Genomic DNA, 23,420 nt, shown 5'->3' with positions numbered 1-23,420 from the left:
GCGATTACCAATGGTGGGATCTGGTGAGCAATTGCAACGCAATGGTTCTGGATGATTTTCCGGCAGATTACCGTCCGGTTGTACATATTATTGACGATTGGTTCACGAACCGGAAGCTGGGAATCCTACTGGAAGGCAAGATCGGTAACGGTAAATTGATGGTATGTAGTGTTGATTTGCAAAAGAATCTGGATAAGCGTCCTGCTGCCCGCCAGTTCCGTCAAAGCATTTTACAGTATATGGCATCCGATCGTTTCAATCCGTCTATCTCGATCGATCCGGCATTAGTGAGGGCTTTGCATCAAAAGTAAAATAACAATACAGAGAATGTGTGTTTCATAATAAAATACACATTCTCTCCGGATAAAACTTTTTATACCGTCACTTCACGGATAATCGGTCTCCTGTTCAAAAGTAGCACCGATGTTAACGCCACGACCTAACTGATTGTTAAATGTGGAAATAAAAGATATCACAATGATCAAATTTGAAGAAATATAAAACATTTTAACACAAAAAAGAGCAAAATAAAAACATAAATATCACATATCGAATCACTTCCAGAGAAAGAATTGATACACATTTTAACACCGATACTCAATAATATGATTCCAAAACCCGGTTTTAAACAAACTTCAACTTCGTTTAAAACGAAAAAAAATTCTGTTTAACCGAGATTGAGCTCCGTTTAAAACGAGATTTTCACAAATAGGAGTCCAGATTTTGAGAAAATAGCCTGTCAAAAGACTGATTTTGCATGCTAAATAACATATTCACAATGCCAGAACGAGTAAAAAAGTGAACAAAAACAAAGAACCGAAATACATCTGTACAGACGATTCACGAATAAAAACTACCCTATCGCTCACATATTCATTCCAGTTTAACAGCAATAGAGAAATTAACTTACACATATGTCATTTTGATATTCACGTAGAATGGCCTGCATGAAGACAAGTCCGACCCATATCTCGTATACCTCCTACAAACTGATGCTAAATTATCATTTTGTCAAAAAGAATTCTACATAAATCAATATCATAGATATAAATACGATTATGACAAAGAAATACTATAATCTCCATTTTTTATCTCTCTTTACCTTATCAATGGTTTGAGATATTGGAGAACATTTCAGAGATAATACCTATATTCAAGATGAAAAGACTGCAGAAGATATAGTTGTCGACAGCTTGGTTTACTATTGGGAAAACCGACATTCTCTTATCTCTAATACCAATATCCCAGCTTACACCGACATAAGCAAGCACTAGTAATACAAGGTACGGCTTGCCCTGTGTTGACATAATTATAAAATAATAAAAAGTATTACTTTTGTCACAAATACCATTGAGGTATTTAATTGCTTTGGGCCGTCCTGGTCGTGAGATTTGGGCGTTTTTTATGATGCGAGGAACATGTGGGGAAACAGACAAAAACAAATAAGGCTAAACAGGTTCAAATCAACCGTTTAGCCTTTTGCCTTTGTGGTCCCACTTGGGCTTGAACCAAGGACTCCCTGATTATGAGTCAGGTGCTCTAACCAACTGAGCTATAGGACCGGTATTTCAGAGGGTCACTCTGAAATCGGGTGCAATATTACGACATTTAATCGGATTTTGCAAGTATTCTCGTGAAAACTTTACTTTTCAGCAGCTTCCTCACCACCAAATTCCATCAGATAAGCCTTGATGAATTCGTCGATCTTACCATCCATGACACCGTTCACATCAGAAGTCTGATAGTTGGTACGGTGGTCTTTCACACGACGGTCGTCAAATACGTAGCTACGTATCTGTGATCCCCATTCGATCTTTTTCTTACCGGCTTCGATCTTGGCTTGTTCAGCCAGACGATGTTTCAACTCCTTATCATACAAGATAGAACGCAACTGACGCATAGCGTTTTCTCGGTTCTTGGGTTGGTCGCGCGTTTCCGTGTTTTCGATCAGGATCTCTTCCTCCTCACCTGTGTAAGGATCTTTAAACTGGTAACGCAGACGAACACCGGATTCCACCTTGTTCACATTCTGTCCACCGGCACCTCCCGAACGGAACGTATCCCACGAAATTGCTGCCGTTTCAATCTTCACTTCGATCGTATCGTCCACCAACGGAGTGACAAACACGGAAGCGAAAGAAGTCATACGTTTTCCCTGTGCATTATACGGAGAGACACGAACCAGGCGATGTACACCATTCTCACTTTTCAGGTAACCGAATGCATAATCACCTTCGATATTGATCGTTACCGTTTTAATACCGGCTTCATCCCCTTCCTGTAAGTTGGCGATAGAGACTTTATAATTATTGGATTCAGCATAACGCAGATACATACGCATCAGCATGGAAGCCCAGTCCTGGCTTTCGGTACCGCCGGCTCCGGAGTTGATCTTAAGGACACAACTCATTTGATCGGCCTCATCACGAAGCATATTCCGGAATTCCAGGTTTTCTACCAGTTCCAACGCCTTGTTGTAAGCAGCATCAACCTCAGCTTCAGTGATAATTTCTTCTTTTACATAATCATAAGACAACTGCAACTCTTCTGCGGCATCATGAACCTCGTTATAAAGTTCAATCCACTTTTTCAGTTCCCTCACTTTCTTCATCTGAGCCTCTGCCCGCTTGGCATCTTCCCAGAAACCGGGGTCCTGCGTACGCAATTCTTCTTCTTCTAACTGGATGGTCTTACCATCTATGTCAAAGATACCCCCTCAGCGCGAGCTCGCGCTCCAACACATTCTGTAGTTGGTCTGATGTTATCATACTCTTGTTCTTCTTTTAAATTTTGTGCAAAGATAGAAAATTAATCGTCAGTTTACTCTGCATACATAGCTTCAATCTGATCGGCATATTTCTGCAGGACAACCGGACGTCGTAATTTCAAGGTATCGGTCAGCTCACGCCCTTCCATAGTAAACGGTTGGGGAAGCAAAGTAAACCGCTTGATCTTTTCATAAGAAGCCAGATTCTTCTGATGTTCTTCAATATGCGATTCTATCAGACGGATAATATCATTGTTGGCAACCAATTCTTCACGACTACCGTATACTATACCTTTCTTCTCAGCATACTCTTCCAATAAAGGATAAGCCGGAACGATCAAAGCACTGACAAACTTACGCTGATCGCCGATAACCGCAATCTGCTCGATATATTTATCACTACTCATCTCCATCTCGATGGCCTGGGGAGCAATATATTTACCATTGGATGTTTTATAAAGGTCCTTGATGCGCTCTGTAAAGAACAACACATTACCTTCCAGGCGTCCGGCATCTCCAGTACGGAAAAATCCGTCTTCCGTAAACGAACGGGCGTTTTCTTCCGGCTTGTTATAATATCCGGTTGTTACCGTCTTACCTTTTACCAGGATTTCACCATTGCTTTCATCTATTTTTACTTCCACACCCGGCATGATCTCACCAATAGAACCAAACTGGAAACCTATCTCCGGATAGAAACATACGGTTGCCGTAGTCTCACTCAAGCCATAGCCATAAACAATAGGAATATTAACAGATTGCAGGAATTCGTTCACCGTATCAGACAATGGAGCCCCGGCCACAGGAAACAGACGTCCCCTTTCGATACCCAATACCTTCTTCAACAAAGTGAAAACAGTCTTGTCATAAAATTTAAACTTGGATTTCAAGCAGAAAGGAGCCTGAAGCCCTTTATTCTTATATTCCAGATTATACAAACGTCCTGTTTCTATTGCGTCCAGGAAAATCTTTTTCATAAAAGGAGCAGAAGAATTGATCTTCTCATGAACTCCCACATATACTTTTTCCCAGAAACGAGGTACATTACACATCAAGGTTGGATGAACCTCCGGTAATGTTTTCTGGATCTGCTTCGGATCCTGATTGATAGCTATCTTCACCCCTTTATGCAGACAGTAATAAGTCCAGGCCTTTTCAAAGATATGAGTCAAAGGCAGGAAACACATTGATGTATCCTTGTCATTTACCATCGGCAGACGGACATCATGAATACGCATTGCTTCCAAATAATTGAAATGATGAAGAATGACCCCTTTCGATTCGCCGGTAGTTCCGGAAGTATACATGATAGTTGCTACGTCACCAGGAGTAGCTTCATTAGTACGGATCTTTACGGTAGTCTCTGCATGTGCATTATCCCCCAGACGCAAAAAATCATTGAAATAGATGGACGTTTTATCGTCCGGGTTGAATTTAACGGCTGGGTCAAATACTACCAGGCGCTTTAACACAGACGATTCTTTCTGGACTTTAAAAGCATTATTATATTGCAACTGTTCGCCCACAAACAAGGTGTGTATATCCGCATCATTGATAATATATTCTATCTGGGCCGGAGAATTAGTGGCATACATAGGGATAGAGATTACCCGGTTGCCATAAGCTCCGAAGTCGGTAAACAAACATTGAGGCATGTTCTGAGAATAGATACCGATTTTCTCCTGTACCTCTATTCCAAACTCTGCCATCGCTTTTGCTGTAAGCATTACATACTCAGAGAAATCTTTCCATGAGATCTTTAACCATTTTCCGCTTTCATTATCGCGGTATTTCAAAGCTGTACGCGAGCCATATTTTTCAGCCTGCTTATGAATTAATTCAGCATAGTGGTAATAAACCATAAATCTTCTTTTTGAATTGATACAACAAAAGTACGGCTTTCCTACTGAATAGCAACACATTCCCTCCTTTTTTTACACACAATCGTACTTTTTGTGCAAAAAGTACTCCCGACAACTTACGGACACAATAGAAAGAGGATGTTAAAATAGAATAAACATAGTAGCATGTATTGCATAGTACATAGGCAATACATATATTTGCATTATAAAACTATAAGAGATGAATGCAGAGAACGTAAAATCACAAATGAGAAAAGGGACACTGGAGTATTGCATCCTCCTGCTTCTCAAGAAAGAGCCGGCTTACACCTCTGACATTATTCAGAAGTTACAAGAGGCTAAATTGATTGTAGTTGAAGGCACCTTATATCCCCTTTTAACCCGGTTAAAGAACAGCGAATTATTAAGTTATCAGTGGATAGAATCGACTCAGGGACCGCCTCGCAAGTATTACCAACTCACAGAGAAAGGTGAAGAATTTCTCGGAGAACTGGAAAACTCCTGGCAGGAACTAAACGAAACAATCAACCACATCAGAAACAATTAAAACAGCAAAACAATGAAGAAGACACTTACTGTTAATTTGGGAGGAACAGTTTTCCACATTGACGAAGATGCATATCAGCTATTAGATAAATATCTCTCCAATTTGCGTATACATTTCCGTAAAGAAGAGGGCTCTGAAGAGATCATGAACGATTTCGAAATGCGTATATCCGAACTTTTCGGCGAACGGGTCCGTCTGGGTCATGAAGTCATCACGATCGAACATGTCGAAGAGGTCATCAACCGCATGGGAAAACCGGAGGAGATATTTGAAGAAGAAAAAGAAGATGAAAAAGAGACTACGGGTAAACGCGTATTCCAGGAACAGGTCATTACCGGTAAGAAAAAACTAATGCGTGACCCTGACAACCGGGTGATCGGTGGAGTTGCAGCCGGCATTGCCGCTTATATGGGCTGGGATGCCACAGCAGTCAGATTAGCTATGATCCTGTTGCTCTTTATCCCTTTCGTACATTGGATGGCTATTTTATATATCATTCTTTGGCTGGTAATGCCGTTAGCAAGAACAGCAGCCGACCGATTGATCATGCGAGGGAAAAGCGTCACACTTGAAACCATTGGACAAACTGTTACAGACGGTTTCGAAAAGGTATCGAATAACGTAAACGATTATATCAGCTCCGATAAGCCAAGAAGTTTTTTTCAAAAAATAGCTGACCTGTTTGTTACAGTGTTCGGCTTCATCCTGAAATTCGGCGCTATATTGGCGGGTATCATTCTACTACCTCCTCTCCTGCTCGTCGTATTCATATTATTCATTGTAACGGTAGCATTACTCGGAGGCGGAGCCAGTGTTCTGTATCACCTTTCACCGTTCGGAATGGATTTATATAACGGAGAGCCTGTTTATATGGTCATCATCGGTTGTATTGGCACTATATTATTGATTGGCATACCGGCAATCTCCCTGCTTTATGCCATATGCGGACAACTGTTCAATCTGAAACCGCTTCCTAATTCCGCTAAATGGACACTGCTTGTCTTGTGGATAATTGCTTTGAGCGGTTGCGTGATCTATTTTGTACATGTTGGATTACCGGCTCTTACTCCTTATTTCTGGCAAAACGGTTACTCTATACATATATAGAAGGAAATAAAATGATTGTCGTTTAAAATGTGTGTTTAAAAAAGAAGGCCGCTCTGTCTCAGAGGGGCCTTTCTTCTAAGGTTAACAAATTTATGAGTAAAAACCACTAATGAATCATTAAAAAACCACTACCTCTGAGTCCCTTGGGGTTACACAGAAATAGTGGTTACAAATATACGTATTATTTTCAATAAAAAAAGACTTTACCCAATTATTTGTACGCTTTTCTTATCAAGGCGGCAATTGAAGCTAATTCATCTTGACTTATTGTCATTTTCTCACCACCAAAATACATATCCGACTCCTTCGTTATAGGGATCAGATGGATATGAGCATGAGGTACCTCCAAACCCATTACAGCCAGCCCTACACGCTTACAGGGAATAGCCGCTTCCTGAGCACGGGCCACACGCTTGGCGAATGCCATCATTCGCCCTAACAATGCGTCTTCCAGATCAAAAATATAGTCAATTTCCTTCTTGGGAATCACCAATGTATGCCCTTTTGCAACCGGGTTAATATCCAGGAAGGCAAAGAATTCTTCGTCTTCCGCAATTTTATGGCAAGGTATCTCACCGGCCACTATTCTACTGAATATTGTTGCCATAACTTATTGTATTAAATTGAAATTTCCATTACTTCGAAAGTCATTAACCCCGAAGGAACTTTGATTTCCACCACGTCACCAACTTTCTTGCCCATCAGACCCTGAGCGATCGGAGTGCTGACAGAAATCTTACCTTCTTTCAGATTCGCTTCCGAATCAGACACCAAAGTATACGTCATCACAGCATTGTTTTTCGTATTCTTAATCTTTACTTTATTCAAAATCTGAACTTCGTTCGTTTGAACACGCGTTTCGTCGATCAAACGGGCGTTGGCCAACAAACCTTTCAACTGTGACAGCTTTGCTTCCATTATACCCTGAGCTTCTTTTGCAGCATCATATTCTGCATTTTCAGACAAATCTCCTTTATCTCTGGCTTCAGCAATCTGGGCAGAAATCTCAGGACGTTTCACGGTTTCCAAATAGTTGATCTCAGCTAAAAGCTTATTGTAGCCGTCTTCTGTCATATAACTAACAGCCATAGTAAATCCTCCTAATTATTGATTATTAAATTAATATTTATACCACATATAAAAAAAGAATCCCGACCAACAACCTGGCCGGAACTCCTTTTTCTCTCTATTTAAGACTAGGCAAAGATAAGACATCTTTTCAAAATGCACAAATCTTCGCAAGTGCTTTACAACATATAAATCTGATTGTTAGCGCGATATATTAAAGTACTGCTTTCACATCAGCTTCCAGGGTCTTCACGTCATCCACACGTTTAACCAGGTTACCTTTGCGATCGAGTATGAAAATCGCGGGGAGTTGCTTCACGTTATACAATCCTGCGATCTGCGAATAAACCGACTGCGGATCACGCACGGTAACCCAAGGCAGGTTAGAAGCAGCATTTTTCCAGAAATGAACATCGGAATCCAAAGAGATTTGATAAATATCCAATCCCTGTCCATTATATTTTGTATAAAGTTCCCCCAAAGTCATATTTAAAGCCGGAGACCATTCTGCCTGATAAGCAGTAAAATTGATCACAACAGGTTTACCTTCAGCCACAGACGACAACTTCACCACTTCTCCTTTCAGGTTCGGCAACTCGACATCGAGAAAACTCACTTCGGTTGTTTTCACATTATCAAAGTTCACCGGACGTTGTGCACGAAGCACCTTCATCGACTGCAGTGTCAGATTATACAGATGTTTGGAACGGGGACTTCCCGGATAGAAATGGTCGTAGCTGGTTGCTACGGCACCATAAGCCTTCACATCATTCTTGTCATACAGGTCGAAGAACAACAGACCGTCAATCTGCTGGAATAATGCAAAGTAAGCAGCAGTCGACATCGGTGCCGAGTATATATATTTACGGGCAACCTCCTTATAGGCCTCTGCCGTTTCCAGTATTCTTGCACGATAAGTCGTGTCTGCTATATGTTTATCTTCATATTCTTTACGCAACCTGCCGATAGCCTGGTTAGCATCCAATTGCGCCAGGGTAATTGCTTTGATCGCTTTTGAATTCTCAGAACCTTCCACGGTATATGAAGTAGCAAATGTACCTGCATCGGCAGCAATCGTGATCGTCTCAACCGAGTCGATCGCAAAATTGATCCGTTGATTATTCAGACGCAGGCGATAAAAATCAGGATACGCCGGACGTTTATGATTGAATTTGAATTTACCGGCAGCCGTCAGTTTGACAGAGTCAAGAGTCTCGACATTCGATATACCGACGTTTTCCAGATACATGGTCTGCCCATCAGCTCCGGAAACAACTCCTTTCACGGTAAAATCGGACGCATTATTACACGCTGTGAATAACAGCATGCATATTCCGAGGACAAGCAGTAATTGTGCAGATATTTGTTTCATCATTTCTTCTTTACAATGTTCGTAATTCCGATGCAAATATACATTATTTTACAATTGTGACACTATTATTCTCAAAATCTTCCCTTTATTTTTATAAAAAAGAACTTTTCTGATGTTTTTTATTTTCATTTTCATGCATTTACAGGTAAACTTTCATTACATTTGCACCAATTTTTACAGATAGAAAAATAAGAAAGAAGATTATGCTTAATCCAATTAACAAGACGATCGAGTTGGCTGATGGAAGAACCATCACCATCGAGACCGGGAAGTTGGCAAAACAGGCGGACGGTGCGGTTACCGTACGTATGGGCAACACAGTGTTGCTGGCTACTGTTTGTGCCGCAAAAGATGCAAATCCCGGTGTTGACTTTATGCCGCTGCAAGTTGAATACAAAGAAAAGTACTCCTCATTTGGCCGTTTCCCGGGAGGTTTTACAAAAAGAGAAGGAAAGGCTTCTGATTACGAAGTCCTTACATCACGCCTTGTAGACCGCGCACTGCGTCCGTTATTTCCGGACAACTATCATGCTGAAGTATATGTAAACGTTATATTGTTCTCTGCCGACGGCGAAGACATGCCGGATGCACTGGCAGGTTTGGCTGCATCTGCTGCACTGGCCGTTTCAGATATACCTTTCAACGGTCCGATCTCCGAAGTACGTGTAGCACGTGTAGATGGCAAATACATTATCAACCCGACATTCTCTGAATTGGAAAAAGCAGATATCGACATGATGGTTGCCGCTACAATCGACAACATCATGATGGTAGAAGGCGAAATGTCTGAAGTACAGGAATCTGAAATGCTTGAAGCTATCAAGATTGCTCACGAAGCGATCAAAGTACAGTGCCAGGCTCAGCTCGAACTGTCGGAAGCATGCGGTAAACTCGTAAAACGCGAATATTGCCACGAAGTAAACGACGAAGAACTGCGTAAAGACGTACATGACAAATGTTTCGCAAAGGCTTATGCCGTTGCCACATCAGGTACAGACAAGCACCAGCGCTTCGATGCTTTTGAAGCAATCATAGAAGAATATAAAGCCAACTTCACAGAAGAAGAACTGGCTGAAAAGGCTGAAATGATCGGCCGTTACTATCACGATGTAGAAAAAGAAGCTATGCGCCGTGCAATTCTGGACGAAGGCAAACGTCTGGATGGCCGTAAGACTACTGAAATTCGTCCGATCTGGATCGAAACAGATTATCTTCCGGGACCTCACGGATCAGCAGTTTTCACACGTGGTGAAACTCAGTCACTTACAACTGTTACACTCGGTACCAAAGCCGACGAAAAGATGGTTGACGACGTACTGAACCATAGCAAAGAACGTTTCCTCTTACACTATAACTTCCCTCCGTTCTCTACCGGTGAAGCAAAAGCATCACGTGGAGTAGGACGTCGTGAAATCGGGCACGGAAACCTGGCCCACCGTGCTTTGAAACGTATGATTCCGGATGATTACCCTTATGTGATCCGTGTAATTTCCGATATCCTCGAATCAAACGGTTCTTCTTCTATGGCAACTGTTTGTGCCGGTACATTGGCATTGAGAGACGCCGGTGTTCCGATGAAGAAACCGGTATCAGGTATCGCAATGGGTCTGATTTCTGAAAATAAAGGTAAGAACTATGCTATCCTGTCCGACATCTTAGGTGACGAAGACCACCTGGGCGATATGGACTTCAAGGTAACAGGAACAAAAGACGGTATCACTGCTACTCAGATGGACATCAAGGTAGACGGTCTGTCATACGAAATTCTTGAAAATGCATTGGCACAGGCTAGAGAAGGCCGTATGCATATCTTAGGAAAGATCATGGAAGCTCAACCGACACCCCGCGAAGATCTGAAACCGCATGCTCCTCGTATCGAAACGATGACAATCGGCAAAGAATTCATCGGTGCTGTAATCGGCCCGGGCGGAAAGATCATCCAGGGTATTCAGGAAAAGACAGGTGCTGTTATCACGATTGAAGAAGTTGACGGATTCGGTCGTATCGAAATTTCAGGAACCAACAAAGATACAATCGATGCTGCTATCAGAGCCATCAAGGGTATCGTTGCAGTTCCGGAAGTAGGCGAAGTATACGAAGGAAAGATATCTTCTATCATGCCTTACGGTGCATTCGTTGAATTCATGCCGGGTAAAGACGGTCTGCTTCATATCTCTGAAATTGACTGGGCTCGTCTGGAAACAGTAGAACAGGCAGGTTTGAAAGAAGGTGATACTATTCAGGTTAAATTGGTAGACATCGATGCAAAGACCGGTAAGTTCAAACTTTCACGTAAGGTGTTGCTGCCGAAGCCGGAAGGCTACGAAGAACGTCCGCCGAGACCAGAAAGAGGCCCGAGACCGGACCGTGGTGATCGCGGCGACCGTGGTCCTCGTCAGGACCGTGGAGATCGCCGTAACGATCGTTAATAAACGACTTTCTTATATATAATATATAAAGAGCTATCCTGCGACAGGATGGCTCTTTTTTTATACCCGGCCTTCACTTTTCAGACACGTTACAACCCATACACATAAAACTCAAACAGATCATTTTTTCAAATCAACTATCATACTATCATTCAGCAGCACACACCAATTGTATTTCAATACACATAGAGAATGACAGTTCCTATGATAGCTCTATTTTCAACCATCATACTATCATAAAACAGCCTGACAAAACCGACTAAGTATATGACTTATTTTCAACAAAGTAGGGACTTTTCTTTTCTGAGACCCGGGTGTAAAGGGTGCTGAGATCCGGGTCTTAGCACCGCTCAAACCCGGGTGCAAAAGGGCCTTAAAAGGGGATCTAAAGGAGAAGAATAAGTAGTTTTCGTGAAAATAACAGCCATATTTGAGCTAAAAATGTAGGGTGTGCTATCGGAAAACAGTACAGGCGGAACAGGCGCATTGCAACGTGAATTACGTGTTGGCAGAGGCACACCTTTTTTAATGCACAAAAAAACCTGCCCCGAAAAACAGAGCAGGTTCTTTACCTCTTATTTAATAATTCGTTTATTTACTGCAAGAACAACGTGGCTTCAGTTGTTTGAAGAAATCGTTGCCTTTATCGTCAACCAGGATAAATGCAGGGAAGTCTTCTACTTCGATCTTCCAGATTGCTTCCATTCCCAGTTCAGGATATTCCAGACATTCTACTTTCTTAATGCTTTCCTGCGCAAGGATAGCAGCCGGACCACCGATACTTCCAAGGTAGAAACCACCATGTTTTTGACAAGCATCTGTAACCTGCTGGCTACGGTTACCCTTGGCAATCATGATCATGCTACCACCATTATCCTGGAACAGGTCGACATACGAGTCCATACGACCGGCAGTTGTCGGGCCGAAGGAACCGGAAGCCATTCCGGCAGGAGTCTTGGCAGGACCCGCATAATAAATAGGATGATCTTTGATATACTGAGGCAGACCTTCCCCTTTATCGATACGTTCTTTCAGTTTAGCATGAGCAATGTCGCGGCCTACCACGATCGTTCCGCTCAGAGAAAGGCGAGTCGATACCGGATATTTAGTCAACTCTTTCAGGATATCAGCCATCGGCTGGTTCAAATTGATCTTTACAGCATTACCTTCACCTGCCTTACGCAATTCCTCAGGGATCAGGCGGCCAGGATTTGAATCCATCTTTTCGATCCAGATACCGTCTTTATTGATCTTACATTTGATGTTACGGTCGGCAGAGCAGGAAACACCCATACCTACCGGGCAAGAAGCACCGTGACGGGGCAGACGAACGATACGTACATCGTGAGCATAATACTTACCACCGAACTGGGCACCCAAACCGATGTTGTGGGCAGCTTCCAGGACCTGTTTTTCTAATTCGATATCACGGAAAGCCTGTCCGCCTTCGTTACCGCTTGTAGGCAGGTTATCGTAATAATGAGTAGAAGCCAGCTTCACTGTCAACAGGTTCTTTTCAGCAGAAGTACCACCGATAACGAACGCAATATGATAAGGAGGGCAAGCAGCCGTACCTAATGTCTTCATTTTTTCTACCAGGAACGGAACCAGAGTAGCCGGGTTCAGGATCGCTTTTGTTTCCTGGAACAGATAAGTCTTGTTGGCAGAACCACCGCCTTTAGCTACACAAAGGAATTTATATTCCATACCTTCAGTAGCTTCGATGTCGATCTGTGCAGGTAAGTTACATTTCGTATTTACCTCGTCGTACATATTTAAAGGAGCATTCTGTGAATAACGCAGGTTTTCTTCCGTATAAGTTTTGTAAACACCCAGAGAAAGCGCTTCTTCATCGCAATATCCTGTCCATACATGCTGGCCTTTTTCACCGTGGATAATAGCCGTACCGGTATCCTGGCAGAAAGGAAGCTGCCCTTTTGCAGATACTTCCGCATTACGCAGGAAAGTCAATGCCACGAACTTGTCGTTGTCGCTGGCTTCCGGATCGCTCAGGATCTTAGCCACCTGTTCGTTGTGCTCAGGACGAAGCATGAAAGCCACATCACGGAAAGCAGCATTAGCCATCGCTGTAAGTCCTTCTTTTGCAATTTTCAGCATCGGCTGTCCTTCAAATTCGGATACCGATACATAATCTTTTGTAAGCAGATAATACTCTGTTGTATCCGGCCCGAGTGGGAACGGTGCCTGATACTTGAAAGGAGGTGTTGCCATATCTTTATTATTTAATTATGTAATTATTGGTTTTATAATTCAGAATGATCCTTTTTCGATTGGCAAACTTAGATAAAAATCACGAATTACGAGAGAGGTTTCACCATTTTGTTCGCCGAAAGGAATGAAATAGTTGAAAGAAAAACATATATTTGCAAGAACATGAAAAAGCTAGTCGTACTTTTCACGCTATGCCTGTTGATATCCGACCATCTGACAGGGCAAATCAGTCACGGAGGAAAACCTCTTCCGATGACGGTATTAAGTACCCGCTCCGGAAGTATATTCAAAGAAATGCCCCCCTTTGACATAGATGAACAATTACGTATCGATTCACTGAATGAAAGCGACTTACGCAGCGGCTATCATTTCGCCTATAAGTTTATGACAGACTTTACACCGGAAAACTCAGGCACCAGTTTTACACTGGCCGACGGGACTCGTGTGTGGCGGTTAGGCATACGTTCGGCCAAAGCTTATTCCATCAATGTATTATTTACTGAATTCGAATTACCCGAAGGTGCCCAGCTTTTCCTGTATAATCCTGACCAGACACATATATTAGGTTCATTCAATTATCTGAACAATTCGAAACTCGGGATACTACCCGTTTCACCGGTACAGGGTGACGAACTGATCATCGAATATCAGGAACCTGCCAATGTTCCCTTTCATGGAAGACTGAAAGTAGGAGAAGTCAACCACGACTATCGGGGACTGAAAGAATATGAACCTAACGGTGACAATCCCTTTTTCTGGTGTATGAAACCGTTAGCCTGCCTGCAACAGGAAACAGATAAATACGATGACGTCGGACGTAGCGTCGTCCTGATCGTACTTAATGGAGAGACGGCTTGTACAGGTACATTAATTAATAACACAGAAAACGACGGAAAGCCTTATATCCTGACAGCCTCCCATTGCCTGAACAACCAATTTTCAATTGAAAATCCGGACTATGAACAGATCGCCGGAAGCATTGTAACTTTCTTCAACTACGAAAGTCCGCTTTGCGACCCTATAATGAGGGGGACGGAAGAGATGTCGATGGCTTCGACCTACTTCAGAGCGACCAACGAGAGTACGGATATGGCTCTGCTTGAACTATTGGAAACTCCACCAGTCTACTATCAACCTTATTATGCAGGATGGAATGCCAAAGACGAGGGAACAGCACCCTATATCAATATCCACCACCCGAATGCTTCCGTAAAAAGGGTTTCAAAAACCGATAATGTAAAAATAGCTACTTTTCATTATCCCGAGCATCCATTTAAAGAAAACGGACACTGGCATGTAGAGGAATGGACAGAGGGGAGCACCTATGGAGGTTCTTCCGGTTCTCCTCTGTTCAATAATAATAACCGGATAATCGGAGGCTTGTCCGGAGGAGCATCAGCATGTTCACGACCATACAACGATTACTTCTACATGTTAAGCCGAAGTTGGGATATATCACCCGACCCGGACAAACAACTAAAAACATGGCTCGATCCATCCAACCGGAACAAAGAACTTATCTGTAACGGTATCGACCCATATGCCACAACACCAGCTATCCGCCTGAGCAATATCAGTGAAAGCGGTAAAATAAACACGATAGAAACGACCGCCCTTCCCTCACCCGGAAAAGGACCGGCTTTCGGTAACAACTCATTAGGTATGACCGAATTTACAGAAATGTATAAAACAACAGGGGATGCCTCCATTTTTGGTGCATATATAGTTAATCCATCTATCGCCAACTCTAAAAATATCGATATAGAAATAACCGTTTACAGCGGAAGCAACAAACCGGAAAAACTTTTACATACCGAAGCATTCAAACCGAAGTTCACCACCTTCAAAGAAGAGGGTAAATTATTTATCGACTCGCTTAAGCCTTTGAGCCGTGACCAGGAGTCATTCATCCCATTCTCAGAACCGATCACGGTATCCGGGACTTTCTTTATCGGTTATAAAATCAAATCTTCTACAGATGGTGCCTTCTTTTCGGCATTTAATCTACCAAAAGGAGAAACCAGTAAAAACACGACCTGGATTCATTATAAAGAAGAATGGATCGAAGCGACCGCTCACCCGGCATCACCGATGAATACATCTCTGTTTATCGACCCGGTTATCCAATATAACACCACATCGGCCAACACATCCATCGCAAAAAGTAATCCTATCCGCATATTTACAGGATCGACTCCAAAAACAGTCTATATCCTGCTCCCGGAGAATATCAGACAAGCCCAATACTCAATGATTACGACAGACGGAAGAACAGTACGGAGCGGAACGGTCTATACTGGCCAAAACATAGTCACAACACCCTCTGTCACAACAGGGATTTATCTGATACGAGTTACTTACAATAATGAAAGTTTCACGCAAAAGATATTATTTTAATCAAAAATACACAATAAGCAAGTCGGAAACGCTGCTTTATTGTATTGATAACGATATAGTAAATACAAAAAATTAACCTAATTATATCAGGAACTCAGGCTAAGGAATGTCCGTAAATCCTGCTATTTATATCCGTTTCGGCAAAAAAGGGGACACGGATTCATTAATAAGTATTAATTAGAAAGATTTTATTGTATCTTTGCTATTCATAACAAAAAAATGCTTTAGTTTTGCACTTTGATGGCTAAGGGACAATTGGAAGAGAATATATAAACATAGTAACATTTTAAACTTACATCAAATTATGAACAAAAAGTTTTTATTGTCATTCTTCGTAATGGCAGCAATTTTAACCCTTTCTTCTTGTTCTAACAAGTTGAAACCGCTAGCTGAAGAGTATATCAAAGCTGAGCCGCAGCCGCTAGAGGCTATCGGAGGCAAAGTTCCGGTAACTATCAACGCAACATTCCCTGCAAAATGGTTCAATAAAAAAGCTGTTGTAACAGTAACTCCGGTTCTTCGTTACGCAGGTGGTGAAGCATGGGGAACATCCTACACTTATCAAGGTGAAAAAGTAAAAGGTAACAACCAGGTTATCCCGCAGAAAGAAGGTGCTAACGTAACAATGAAATCTGCTTTTACTTACAAACCGGAAATGAAGAAATCAGAATTGTATCTGACTTTCGACGCAAAGATCAAGAACAAAACAGTTAAATTGCCGGACGTAAAGATCGGTGAAGGCGTAATCGCAACTTCTGAATTGGCTGACGCTGCTACTGCAACTGCTGCTATCGCTGCTGATAAATTCCAGCGTATCATCAAAGAAGCTCACGATGCTAACATCATGTTCCTTATCCAACAGGCAGAACTCCGTTCAAAAGAACTGAACTCTACATCTATCAAAGATTGGAAAGACCTGGTAAAAAATGCTGACGAAGCTCCTAACCAGAATGTAGCAATCGAAATTTCTGCTTATGCATCTCCTGATGGTGGTGTTAAACTGAACACAGGTTTGGCTGAAAGACGTGAAGGTAATACTTCTAAATATCTGGCTAAAGAATTGAAGAAAATGAAAGTTGATGCTCCGGTTGATGCACGTTACACTGCTCAGGACTGGGAAGGCTTCAAAGAATTGGTATCTGCTTCCAACCTGCAGGATAAAGACCTAGTATTAAGAGTTATCTCTATGTACCAGGATCCTGAAACAAGAGAAAAAGAAATCAAAAACATCTCTGCTGTATATTCTGATCTGGCAGAAACTATCTTACCTCAGTTGCGTCGTTCTCGTTTGACTGCTAACATCGAAATCATCGGTAAGTCTGACGACGAAATCAGCGCATTAGCTAAGAGCAACCCTGCAGAACTGAACATTGAAGAAATTCTGTATGCTGCTACTCTGACTAACAACGATGCTGAAAAGATGGCTATCTATACAAAAGCTTCTGAACTGTATCCTAACTGCTACCGCACTTGGAACAACATCGGTATGATGGCGTTCAAGGCTGGTGACCTGGCTAAGGCTGAACAGATGTTCAACAAATCTAACTCTGTTAAGGCTAACAACGAAGCTAACATGAACTTAGGTCTTATCGCTCTGACTAAGGGTGACCAGGCTAAAGCTCAGCAATTGTTCGGTAACGCTGCAGGTGTAGCTGAATTAGGCGAAGCTCTGGGTGTTCTTTATCTGGAACAAGGCGAATATGCTAAGGCTGTCAACTCTTTCGGTTCTGTTAAGACAAACAACGCTGCTTTGGCTCAGTTGTTAGTAAAAGATTACAGCAAAGCTTCTCAGACTCTGAATGCTGTTGCTAATCCTGATGCTACTACTTCTTACCTGAAAGCTGTTGTTGCTGCTCGTACAAACGATGCAAACGGTGTTATCAGCAACCTGAAAGCTGCTATCGCTGCAGACAAAGCTATGGCTAAAGAAGCTGCTATCGATCTGGAATTTGCTAAATATGCAACTAACGCAGATTTCGCTAGCTTGGTTAAGTAATTAAGCTTACAACCTACATACAAAAGGCTGCTTCCATACGGAGGCAGCCTTTATTTTAATACATAACAGCCAGAACGCAAGAGCAAACCACACATAAATATGGTTCTTATTATATAATTTAAGACAAAATGTTTTGTCATCTTGTCAACCTTTTACACCTTTGCGTGCTAATTTAAATAAACAGACGTTTTACCAGATGAAAGGATTGCTATCTATACTTGTTTTTTTAAGCCTGATACTGATAGGTACTCAGGACGCTACAAATATAGATACATGTATCCGTCACGGGAACGTACAATTGAGTTCTGTCGAGAAAACGATTAAAGACAGAGCCTTACAACAGCAACATGAGTTAATATTCGACCTGGCAGAGAACTGTAACTATATACATATTCTATCCAAGCTGTCACGCGAAAGAAGTAACTCCAATAATTCACTCCGGCTGGAAAACAAATCTCATTCGGATCAATTTCTGAAAGAGTTCAATCTACGCCAGCGTACCAGTGAATTAATATCGACTTTACAGATTATCGACGCATCATCCCTTCATTACCGCTTCGCACATTTTATCTACGAACTGCGAAGGATTATTATTTAAATCAATTCTTACTGATATCTTATAGGCTATTCCTGTAGACAGGAACGGCACAAATTGCTATTGCCGGAAGTAACCATCTTCGTTCGGCAAAGGTTATCTACCTTTTAATTAATTCATAACAGATATGGGAGCTATATCAATTTTACTAATGCTGTTCGCCGGCATTGGTTTTGCCGGCCTGGCTATAGGCGTAGGCAAACAGGTGTCAACGAAACGCAGAAACCTGGTCAAAGGGGAGGCATACGAATGTGGTCTTCCCACGGAAGGAACATCCTGGGGACAGTTTAATGTAGGTTATTACCTCTTCTCCTTATCCTTCCTCATCTTCGATGTGGAAATGGTGTTCCTTTATCCCTGGGCCGTCACACTGAAAGAAGTAGGTGCCCCGGCACTGGTCGAGATTATCTTTTTTATGCTGTTCCTGTTCATGGGATTGCTTTACGCATTTAAAAAGAAAGCATTGCAATGGAAATGAAAAAAGACTTTTTACCCGAAATACCGGAAGAGTTTCGCGAAAACCTGGGACAGAATGTCCTGGTTACGACCATAGACAAAATTGCCGGATGGGCCCGTAGTAATTCACTCTGGCCATTGACTTTCGGAACCAGCTGCTGCGCTATTGAAATGATGAGTGCAGCATCCGCCAAATACGACTGGTCGCGCTTCGGTTTCGAAGTGGCACGCGCCACCCCACGGCAGGCCGACCTGATCATTGTAGCCGGAACAATCACGAACAAGATGGCTCCGGTACTACGCCGTTTGTACGACCAGATACCGGAACCCAAATACGTGATCGCTATGGGAGCCTGTACGATTACCGGCGGCCCATTTGCTAAAGACAGCTACACAGTCGTACGGGGCGTAGACAAGATTGTCCCGGTAGATGTCTATATTCCGGGCTGCCCACCCCGGCCGGAAGCCTTATTGCAGGGAATGATGGCATTGCAGCAAAAAATCAAATTGCAAAAAGCGTATGTAATAGAGAAACCTAAAGACGAACCGGAGTTATGAATAAAGAAGAACTGACAACATCACTCTCCAACCGTTTCCAGGGGAAAGATATAGGAGAAAGCTTCGGACTTCCGGCTCTGACAATCGCTAAAGAGGAGCTTATGGATACCGCCCATCTGCTGAAAGAGGACCAGGCATTTGGTTTCAATCAACTGGTTTGCGAAACAGTAACAGACCGTAGCGAATATTTTGAACTGGTTTGTCACCTGCGTGCGGTAGGCAAAGGACATGAAATGATCCTGAAAACACACGTGGAGCGGGAAGCGACTCCTCTCCTTCCTTCACTCTATGAGTTATGGCAAGCAGCAGAATTATTCGAAGACGAGATATATGACCTGTTCGGTATCCGTTTCGATAATCATCCGCATCTGCGCAGGTTATTCCTGGATGAAGAGTTCGAAGGATATCCATTACGTAAGGATTTTGTGAACACGCTTGATTTGTAAGCTACACAACTTAATAGGTATTAATCATGGAAAAATATATGGAAATAACACCTGACGAATCGGACGGTTTTATCATAAACATTGGGCCGCAACACCCGTCTACACACGGGGTACTTCGCTTGCGTACGCAACTGGATGGTGAAACGATCCTGAATATGGACCCGCATCCGGGTTATATTCACAGGGGCATCGAAAAGATGTGCGAATCGTTGGGATACAAGCAATTTATCTATCTGACGAGTCGGATGGACTATCTCTCAGCCCACATGAACAATCAGGCATGCGCTCTCTGTATCGAAAAAGGAGCCGGCCTTGAAGTTCCAGAGCGTGCGCAGGTAATCAGGGTTATCATGGCGGAATTACAACGTCTCGCCTCGCATTTGCTCTGGTGGGGCTGTATGGGATTGGATATGGGAGCCGTTTCTCCCTTTTTCTACGCATTCCGCGAGCGGGAAATGATACTCGAAATCTTTGAGGAGACGGGAGGTAACCGGTTGACGATGAATTATATTACGCCGGGCGGTGTTATGCAGGATTTACATCCGGATTTCGTACGCAAGGTAAAAGAGGTACTCGCCTCCCTGAAAAAACATGAACATGAATACGGCGAACTGCTTACCGGCAATATCATCTTCCGTAAACGCCTGGATGGTGTCGGTACACTGACTCCGGAGCTTGCCGTTTCACTGGGTTGCACAGGTCCGGTTGCAAGAGGCTCGGGTATTTCATGCGATGTCCGCAAACAGGCTCCTTATGATGTTTACGATCAGGTAGAGTTCAAAGAGATTCTTTTCTCCGGGGGAGATTGCATGAACCGTTACATGGTCCGGATGGAAGAGATGAAAGAGTCTATCTCCATCATCGAACAACTGATCGACCGCATACCGGAAGGTTCCTTCCGCAATAAATCCAAAGGAATGCTGAGGCTTCCGGAAGGAGAATACTATCAGCGGGTAGAGACTGCACGTGGTGAACTGGGTGTATATATTGTTGCCGATGGCTCTGCCAAACCCTGGCGTGTGAAATTCCGGACACCGAACTTCAGCAATCTGACGGCACTCAAACCTTTGTCAGTCGGTTCGAAAGTGGGAGATCTTGTGGCGATCATGTCGACACTCGACCTGATAATACCTGATATTGACAGATAAAAAACAAAAAGAAATGACAAGTTTACAAATAGATTTCACAGGTCTTATCCAATGGATCGGGCAAACATTGTCCGACTATCTGTCGCCGGGCTGGGCATTGGCTGTCGAGTTAATCCTTGCAGCCGTCGCCCTTATCGTAATGATCGTTGTCCTGGTTATTCTGATGATCTACGCCGAACGAAAGATTGCCGGTTTCATGCAGTTGCGTCTCGGACCGATGCGCGTAGGCTGGTGTGGCTCCGTGCAGGCTATCGCCGACGTATTGAAGCTGCTTCTGAAAGAGTGCGTTACACCGTTTAAGGCGGATAGGTTCCTCTTTGCCCTGGCGCCCTTCATCGTACTGACCACCAGCTTTCTGGCACTGGTTCCATTCTCCTATTCGCCGGGATTGCAGTTGTGGGATATCAATATCGGGGTACTTTACGTCACTGCCGTTTCATCGATCAGCGTGATCGGGGTGATGATGGCGGGATGGGCCAGTAACAATAAATATTCGCTATTGGGGGCTATGCGTAGCGGTGCACAGATCGTGAGTTACGAGCTTTCAGTCGGCATGTCGTTGATTGCCGTGATTGCCATGAGCGGCTCACTGTCGATTCTCGACATTATTAACTCGCAGGCCGACGGATGGTGGATTTACAAGGGACATATCCCGGCTATTATCTCTTTCATGATATTTATCATTGCCTCAACAGCAGAACTCAACCGTGCGCCCTTCGACCTGGCGGAAGCCGAGCAGGAGCTGACAGCCGGATTCCACACCGAATATTCAGGTATGCAGTTCGCCATGTTCTTTCTCTCGGAATACACCAATATGCTGATCGCCTCTATGATGGCTGCAACGGTATTTTTCGGAGGCTGGCAACCGCTCTACATTCACGGGCTCGACGGATTCAATGCAGCGATGGATTATATACCGGGATTTATCTGGTTCTTCGGTAAGGTATTCTTTGTGGTGTTCCTGATCATGTGGTTCCGCTGGACATTTCCACGTATCCGTATAGACCAGCTGCTTCGTCTGGAATGGAAATACCTGCTGCCCATCAGTATTGTCAATGTACTTATTGCAGCGACGGTTGCGGTATTCGAATGGTATATATAAACAGATAAAGGAGAATTGAAAATGAATAAATGCATAAACTATATATACTCTATCGGTGCAGCCATCGGGTCGCTGGGTAAAGGAATGTTCCGCACATTCAGCAGCATGGTGCATCCCAGCCGGATACTGACACAGCAGTATCCCGAAAACAGGGAAACGACACTCTATATTCCTGAACGCTTCAAGGCGGAACTTCATCTGATAGAGGATGAGAACGGTGAACTGAAATGCACAGCCTGTACCCTTTGCCAGACAGCCTGTCCCAACGATACGATCCAAATCAAAGTGGAGAAAGTGACTACACCGGAAGGAAAAAGCAAACGCGTTCTCAGCGAATACATCTACGACCTGGGACGTTGCACTTTCTGCGGCCAGTGCGTGGACTCCTGTAATTTCGGGGCACTGGAGATGACCAATCATTTTGAAAACAGTGAATATAACAAGCGGAAACTGGTGAAGTTCCTCAACGAGCATCACCTGCCCGCTAATAGAAAGGAGGAACAAATATGAATGCCGAAGCAGTTCTATTTTACGTACTTTCAGCAGGGATACTCACACTGGGTGCGCTCTGTGTATTCAGCCGGAGCATTTTCCGGTCGGCCGTCTTCCTGCTCCTCTGCCTGATAGGGGTAGCGGGGTTGTATATAATGATGGAGATGAACTTCGTGGCTGCCTTGCAGATAATGATCTATGTGGGAGGTATTGTGGTGCTTATCATCTTCTCCATCTTCCTGACCCACAATACAGGGGCGAAGTTGCCACTGCCTATTCCCCGGCGAATGTTCTGGGCATTGTTTCTGCCCTTCAGCGGTTTTATGCTGGTACTGTGGGTATTGTTGCACCATCCGTTCCGGTCGGAAACGATCTCCCCAAAGATACTCGACATCCATGAGATCGGACATCAGTTGTTCAATCTGAATGAATACGGCTACATCTATCCGTTCGAAATAGTCAGCGTCTTATTGCTGGCTGCCCTGATCGGTAGTATTGTAATAGCACAAAGTAATAAAAAGAAATAAGATTATGGAACAAATACCTCTTTCACATATACTGATATTGAGTTCGGCGCTCTTCTTCCTGGGAGCTTACGGCTTCTTTGCCCGCCGCAATCTGATTACGGTCCTGATGTCGACCGAATTGATCCTGAACAGTGTAAACATCAACTTTGTGGCATTCAATAAATATCTGTATCCGGATCAACTCGAGGGCGTCTTCTTCACGCTCTTTATCATTATAGTCGCGGCTGCGGAAGTGTCACTCTCGATAGCGATCATTATCAACCTCTACAGGAAATTCAAGACCATAGATATCGATGATACAACGACAATGAAATACTGA

General features: G+C 43.3%; 20 protein-coding genes, 1 tRNA gene and 1 pseudogene. 15 read left to right on the top strand and 7 right to left on the bottom strand.

What is annotated here, in order from left to right:
• Positions 1–311, top strand: a pseudogene (locus M1P97_RS19345) (beta-galactosidase); the annotation flags it as partial.
• Positions 312–1,488: 1,177 nt separating this feature from the next.
• On the opposite strand, the gene M1P97_RS19340 reads toward M1P97_RS19345, so the two are convergent.
• The 3 genes from M1P97_RS19340 to M1P97_RS19330 all read right to left on the bottom strand — a co-directional run bounded on the left by M1P97_RS19340 (position 1,489) and on the right by M1P97_RS19330 (position 4,629).
• Positions 1,489–1,562 (bottom strand) — tRNA-Ile (locus M1P97_RS19340).
• 80 nt (positions 1,563–1,642) lie between these two features.
• Positions 1,643–2,768, bottom strand: a protein-coding gene (gene prfB / locus M1P97_RS19335; RefSeq protein ID WP_097677889.1) for a peptide chain release factor 2 whose coding sequence is annotated in 2 segments (ribosomal slippage) — positions 1,643–2,704 and positions 2,706–2,768 — 1,125 coding nt in all. Because the reading frame shifts where the segments join, the coding sequence is not laid out codon by codon here.
• Positions 2,769–2,820: 52 nt separating this feature from the next.
• A complete protein-coding gene (locus M1P97_RS19330) occupies positions 2,821–4,629 on the bottom strand; it encodes an AMP-dependent synthetase/ligase (RefSeq protein WP_249389934.1) in 1,809 nt (602 codons plus the stop codon).
• A 220-nt stretch (positions 4,630–4,849) separates the two neighbouring features.
• Here M1P97_RS19330 and M1P97_RS19325 point away from each other — a divergent pair, with 220 nt between their 5' ends.
• Positions 4,850–5,176, top strand: coding sequence for a PadR family transcriptional regulator (locus tag M1P97_RS19325; RefSeq protein WP_075559891.1), 327 nt, complete (start codon positions 4,850–4,852; stop codon positions 5,174–5,176).
• Between the two features lie 12 nt (positions 5,177–5,188).
• Positions 5,189–6,283: a PspC domain-containing protein gene (locus M1P97_RS19320; protein WP_249389933.1), complete on the top strand. Its 1,095-nt coding sequence runs from the start codon at positions 5,189–5,191 to the stop codon at positions 6,281–6,283.
• Between the two features lie 211 nt (positions 6,284–6,494).
• Here the strand turns inward: M1P97_RS19320 and M1P97_RS19315 are convergent, their stop codons facing one another.
• The 3 genes from M1P97_RS19315 to M1P97_RS19305 form a co-directional block, all read right to left on the bottom strand.
• Positions 6,495–6,890 carry an HIT family protein gene (locus tag M1P97_RS19315; RefSeq protein ID WP_249389932.1) on the bottom strand — a complete coding sequence of 132 codons (396 nt, stop codon included), beginning with the start codon at positions 6,888–6,890 and terminating at the stop codon, positions 6,495–6,497.
• 11 nt (positions 6,891–6,901) lie between these two features.
• Complete coding sequence (gene greA, locus M1P97_RS19310) at positions 6,902–7,372, bottom strand: transcription elongation factor GreA (RefSeq protein WP_028726457.1); 471 nt, start codon at positions 7,370–7,372, stop codon at positions 6,902–6,904.
• 193 nt (positions 7,373–7,565) lie between these two features.
• Complete coding sequence (locus tag M1P97_RS19305; protein WP_195374747.1) at positions 7,566–8,723, bottom strand: TlpA disulfide reductase family protein; 1,158 nt, start codon at positions 8,721–8,723, stop codon at positions 7,566–7,568.
• 203 nt (positions 8,724–8,926) lie between these two features.
• Here M1P97_RS19305 and pnp point away from each other — a divergent pair, with 203 nt between their 5' ends.
• Positions 8,927–11,152, top strand: coding sequence for a polyribonucleotide nucleotidyltransferase (pnp, locus tag M1P97_RS19300; RefSeq protein ID WP_195374748.1), 2,226 nt, complete (start codon positions 8,927–8,929; stop codon positions 11,150–11,152).
• 591 nt (positions 11,153–11,743) lie between these two features.
• Here the strand turns inward: pnp and M1P97_RS19295 are convergent.
• Positions 11,744–13,384 (bottom strand): fumarate hydratase, encoded by a 1,641-nt coding sequence (locus M1P97_RS19295; RefSeq protein WP_075559886.1) that lies wholly within the window; start codon positions 13,382–13,384, stop codon positions 11,744–11,746.
• A 162-nt stretch (positions 13,385–13,546) separates the two neighbouring features.
• On the opposite strand from M1P97_RS19295, the gene M1P97_RS19290 reads away from it, so the two are divergent.
• From M1P97_RS19290 to nuoK, 11 genes are all read left to right on the top strand, one after another.
• Positions 13,547–15,781 carry a T9SS type A sorting domain-containing protein gene (locus M1P97_RS19290; protein WP_249389931.1) on the top strand — a complete coding sequence of 745 codons (2,235 nt, stop codon included), beginning with the start codon at positions 13,547–13,549 and terminating at the stop codon, positions 15,779–15,781.
• A gap of 304 nt (positions 15,782–16,085) precedes the next feature.
• A complete protein-coding gene (locus M1P97_RS19285; RefSeq protein ID WP_075559884.1) occupies positions 16,086–17,777 on the top strand; it encodes a tetratricopeptide repeat protein in 1,692 nt (563 codons plus the stop codon).
• 196 nt (positions 17,778–17,973) lie between these two features.
• The gene (locus M1P97_RS19280; protein WP_249389930.1) at positions 17,974–18,375 is read left to right on the top strand and encodes a hypothetical protein; all 402 of its coding nucleotides are present in this window, start codon (positions 17,974–17,976) and stop codon (positions 18,373–18,375) included.
• 124 nt (positions 18,376–18,499) lie between these two features.
• Complete coding sequence (locus tag M1P97_RS19275; protein WP_249389929.1) at positions 18,500–18,850, top strand: NADH-quinone oxidoreductase subunit A; 351 nt, start codon at positions 18,500–18,502, stop codon at positions 18,848–18,850.
• Entirely contained in the window at positions 18,841–19,386 is a 546-nt protein-coding gene (locus M1P97_RS19270) for an NADH-quinone oxidoreductase subunit B (RefSeq protein WP_195374753.1), read from the top strand. The genes M1P97_RS19275 and M1P97_RS19270 overlap by 10 nt, the downstream gene beginning before the upstream one ends.
• Entirely contained in the window at positions 19,383–19,832 is a 450-nt protein-coding gene (locus M1P97_RS19265; protein WP_249389928.1) for an NADH-quinone oxidoreductase subunit C, read from the top strand. The genes M1P97_RS19270 and M1P97_RS19265 overlap by 4 nt, the downstream gene beginning before the upstream one ends.
• A 26-nt stretch (positions 19,833–19,858) precedes the next feature.
• On the top strand, positions 19,859–20,980 hold the full coding sequence (locus M1P97_RS19260) for an NADH-quinone oxidoreductase subunit D (protein WP_195374755.1): 1,122 nt from the start codon (positions 19,859–19,861) through the stop codon (positions 20,978–20,980).
• 13 nt (positions 20,981–20,993) lie between these two features.
• On the top strand, positions 20,994–22,082 hold the full coding sequence (gene nuoH, locus M1P97_RS19255; RefSeq protein WP_195374756.1) for an NADH-quinone oxidoreductase subunit NuoH: 1,089 nt from the start codon (positions 20,994–20,996) through the stop codon (positions 22,080–22,082).
• A gap of 21 nt (positions 22,083–22,103) precedes the next feature.
• Positions 22,104–22,592 (top strand): 4Fe-4S dicluster domain-containing protein, encoded by a 489-nt coding sequence (locus tag M1P97_RS19250; RefSeq protein WP_195374757.1) that lies wholly within the window; start codon positions 22,104–22,106, stop codon positions 22,590–22,592.
• The gene (locus M1P97_RS19245; protein ID WP_195374758.1) at positions 22,589–23,101 is read left to right on the top strand and encodes an NADH-quinone oxidoreductase subunit J family protein; all 513 of its coding nucleotides are present in this window, start codon (positions 22,589–22,591) and stop codon (positions 23,099–23,101) included. Before M1P97_RS19250 ends, M1P97_RS19245 begins: the two co-directional genes overlap by 4 nt.
• 4 nt (positions 23,102–23,105) lie before the next feature.
• Positions 23,106–23,420, top strand: coding sequence for an NADH-quinone oxidoreductase subunit NuoK (nuoK, locus tag M1P97_RS19240; RefSeq protein ID WP_195374759.1), 315 nt, complete (start codon positions 23,106–23,108; stop codon positions 23,418–23,420).

Origin of the sequence: Parabacteroides leei (assembly GCF_023369805.1) — a bacterium.
Classification (GTDB): Bacteria; Bacteroidota; Bacteroidia; order Bacteroidales; family Tannerellaceae; genus Parabacteroides; species Parabacteroides leei.
Note: the sequence above shows the minus strand (reverse complement) of the source record. Positions and strands in the feature narration are given on the sequence as shown.